2 protein-coding genes are annotated in these 3,424 nt (G+C 72.8%); both read left to right on the top strand.

The window, feature by feature from the left end:
- The first annotated feature begins 138 nt into the window (after positions 1-138).
- Positions 139-1,653 carry a PLP-dependent aminotransferase family protein gene (locus AOK00_RS33465; protein ID WP_055603908.1) on the top strand — a complete coding sequence of 505 codons (1,515 nt, stop codon included), beginning with the start codon at positions 139-141 and terminating at the stop codon, positions 1,651-1,653.
- A gap of 101 nt (positions 1,654-1,754) precedes the next feature.
- Complete coding sequence (locus tag AOK00_RS33460) at positions 1,755-2,198, top strand: hypothetical protein (protein ID WP_055603907.1); 444 nt, start codon at positions 1,755-1,757, stop codon at positions 2,196-2,198.
- The last annotated feature ends 1,226 nt before the right edge of the window (positions 2,199-3,424 follow it).

The following is a 3,424-nucleotide window of genomic DNA, read 5'->3' as shown; positions in this document are numbered from 1 at the left end:
GGCCGTGGGGGACGTGCCGGAGACGGAGGAGGCGGCGGAGGCGGCGGAGACGGCGGACGTGGAGTCGGTGCTCATGAGCTCAGTCTGTGGACAGGGCGTTTGCCTTCCCAGGTCCAATCCCGGCAGATTGGTCCGGCCATGAAGCCAATCGGTCACTCCCTTGATCCCGACGACCTCGTCTCGCGGCTCGGTCGCTGGTCCGCCGGCCGCGGGCCCCTGTACCTGCTGCTCGCGGCCCGGCTGCGCCGCCTCGTCGACGAGGGCGCGCTGCCCCCGGGCAGCCTGCTGCCACCCGACCGGCGGCTCGCGAAGGCCCTGGCCGTGGGCCGTACGACGGTGGTCGCGGCCTACGACACCCTGCGCCAGGAGGGGCGGCTCGTACGGCGGCAGGGCAGCGGGACCCGGGTCGCGCGGGCCGCGCTCGCGCCGGAGGCGGCCGTGGCGGGGAACGCGCCCCGCGTGACGGAGACGTCCAACCCGCTGTTCCTGCATCTCCTGGAGGCGCCGGACGACGTCATCCTGCTGAGCTGCGCCGCCCCCGTGGAGCCGCCGCCCGAGCTGGCGGAGGCGTACCACTCGCTCGTCCTGCCGGCCGGCGACCTCGGCTACCACCCGGCCGGTCTCGGCGTACTGCGGGAGGCGGTGGCCGCGCGGTACGCCGAGCGGGGCGTGCCGACCGGGCCCGGGCAGATCCTGGTCACCACCGGTGCGCAGCAGGGGCTTTCGCTGCTCGCCCGGCTGCTGTTGGCGCCGGGGGACGGGGTGCTGGTGGAGGCGCCGACGTATCCGGGGGCGCTCGACCTGTTCCGGGAGGCCGCGGCCGTGCCGCTGCCGGTGGCGGTCGGGCCGGACGGGCTCGACGTGGCGGAGGCGGTACGGGTGATGGAACGCCACCGTCCCGCCCTGGCCTACGTGGTGGCCCGCTTCCAGAACCCCACGGGCACGGTGCTGCCGCCGCTCGCCGGGCGCCGGCTCGTGGAGGCGGCGAACGCGCTGGGGGTGCCGCTCGTGGACGACGAGGTGCTGGGCGACCTGGCGTTCGGCACGGCGCGGGAGCCGCTGCCCCTCTCGGCGTACGGCGAGGTGATCGCCGTCGGTTCGCTCAGCAAGGTCGTGTGGGGCGGGCTGCGGATCGGCTGGGTGCGCGGCCCGGCGCCGCTGATCGCCCGCCTCGCCCGGCTGAAGGCCCTGCACGACCTGGGCTGCGACGTGCCGTCCCAGCTGGTCGCGGTGCGTCTCCTCGGCGATCTCGCGTCCGTACGGGCCGCCCGGCTGCGCACCCTCCGCGCGGGGCACGCCCATCTGCGCGCCGAGCTCGACCGGCTGCTCCCGTCCTGGTCCTGCGCCCCGGCGGCCGGTGGCCAGACCCTCTGGGTGCGGCTCCCGCACGGCGACGGCGTCTCCTTCGCCCAGGTCGCCCTCCGGCACGGGGTGGCCGTCCTGCCGGGCGCGACCGCCGACGCCCTCGGCGGCAGCGTCCGGTACCTGCGGCTGCACTTCCTGCTTCCGCCGGACGTGCTCACGGAGGCGGTACGGAGACTGGCGGCGGCCTGGGCGGAGTACGCGCCGGCCCCGGGGGCGGAGCCTGACGAGGAGGCGGACGCGCGTCCGGACGCGAAACCGGGCGCTTCGCTTCAGGGCATCACGCTCTGACCAGGCAGGAGGTGTCCAGCCTTGCATCCCGGGCCGCACCACGGAAACATACGGTGCACCTGCAAAGTGATGATCATTCTTTTTCATGGGGGCGCAGCGGCATGGGTTTTGACGAGGACTGGGCCGGAATACGGTCCGGCGCGACCGAACAAGCCCCCGTCGGCACGCGGTTGAACCAGCTCGACGGCGGCGGCGGAGGCGGCGGCACATCCGGCGGGCCGCCCAGTCTCGCTACCGCACCAGCAAAGAAGAAGGCCGCGGCAAACACCATCGAGAACGAGCTGGAACCGGACACGGCCAAGGCCGCCAAGGTGGCCGACGCCGCCACGACAGCCGCCGTCGGCGGCTTCGAGGGCTGGGCGACCGCCGCCGGCCTGAAGACGGTCGAGACCACCTGGGACAGCCAGGTGAAGAACCTCCTCGCCCGGCTCGCCTCCGAGAAGACCGCCCTGCGCAGCACCGCGGTCACGTTCAGCCAGCAGGAGCTCGACACCCGGGCCCGCATCGCAGGGGTCAGGCCGACCTCGCGCATCGAGCAGTACTGAGGGGGCGGACGTACATGCTGACGTACTCCGAGATCATGACGACCGACCTGGGCAAGCTCGCGACCACCGCCGACAAGTGGACCGAGATGGCGGGCGACCTGCACAAGGTGGAGGAGCGCTACCGCGACAGCGTCGAATCGCTGACGACCTCCCAGGCCTGGCTGGGCGAGAGCGCGACCGCCGCGCAGACCAACTTCGCGGCCACCCGCTACGAGTACCAGGCCGCCCAGACCCAGGCGAAGGCCACCGCGACGGTGCTGCGCAACGCCCACGAGCAGTTCACCGAGCTGAAGAAGCAGCTGGAGAACGCCCGCGCCGACGCCGTCAAGGCCGGGATGAAGGTGTCCGAGCAGGGCAGGGTGGCCTACGACTACGAGCGGCTCTCGCCGAGCGAGCGCAGCGCCCTGCACCACGACCCGGACGGCGCCAAGAGCGTGCGGGAGGCCGAGACGGCCTGGACCGAGCACATCGACGGCTGCGTCAAGGCCTTCGACGTCGCCGACCAGGACCTGAAGAAGGACCTGGAGGCCGTGGTCAAGGACGGCTACGGCAACAAGAACGACGCGACCGTCGGCACCGGGTTCAACGGTGACGCCGGGAAGGTCGCCGCGGCCGACGACAAGGCCAAGGACGACCGCATGAACCTGGCCTGGCTGAAGATGAAGGACAACGAGACGCTCGACGACTACGTCCAGCGGCTCCAGCGCGACGGCATCGCCAAGCTCACCGGCAACGAGAAACTGGCCGACCTGGTCGCGGGGTTCACCAAGGGCACCGTCACGGCGGGCGCGTTCGCGGGCGCCCTGACCGCGGCCGGCCTGTACTCGTACAAGCTGTCCAAGGCGATCCGGCCGCCGTTCGTCCACCCGACCGCGCCCGGCACCTTCCTGTCCAAGCACTTCAACATGCGGCTCGCGGGGGCGGCCCCCGGCAGCCTGCTCACCAAGATCCCGCCGGGCCTCGCGACCGCGCTGACCGGATCGGACGAGGCCGCCATGCTCGGCGGGTTCATGCGCAACGGCGCCTTCTTCATGCCGACCGCCGCCGAGGCCAACCTCCTGAAGGTCGCGCAGAACGGCGGTCTCGCCAACGCCGCCAAGGCGGCCGGCGTGCTGCGCGGCGCCGGAGTCGTCGGCGGCGTCGCGGCCACCGCGTACGGCATCGCCAACCTCACCACGTACAACTCGGACATGATCAAGGCCGACCCGGCGAAGTTCGCCTCGGAC

This window comes from Streptomyces aureus (assembly GCF_001418135.1).
GTDB lineage: Bacteria > Actinomycetota > Actinomycetes > Streptomycetales > Streptomycetaceae > Streptomyces > Streptomyces aureus_A.
This window is presented reverse-complemented; position numbering and strand designations above follow the sequence as displayed.

Coding starts and splice junctions, on each gene's coding strand:
- AOK00_RS33465 (WP_055603908.1), top strand. CDS start 139: ATGAAGCCAATCGGTCACTCCCTTGATCCCGACGACCTCGTCTCGCGG.
- AOK00_RS33460 (WP_055603907.1), top strand. CDS start 1,755: ATGGGTTTTGACGAGGACTGGGCCGGAATACGGTCCGGCGCGACCGAA.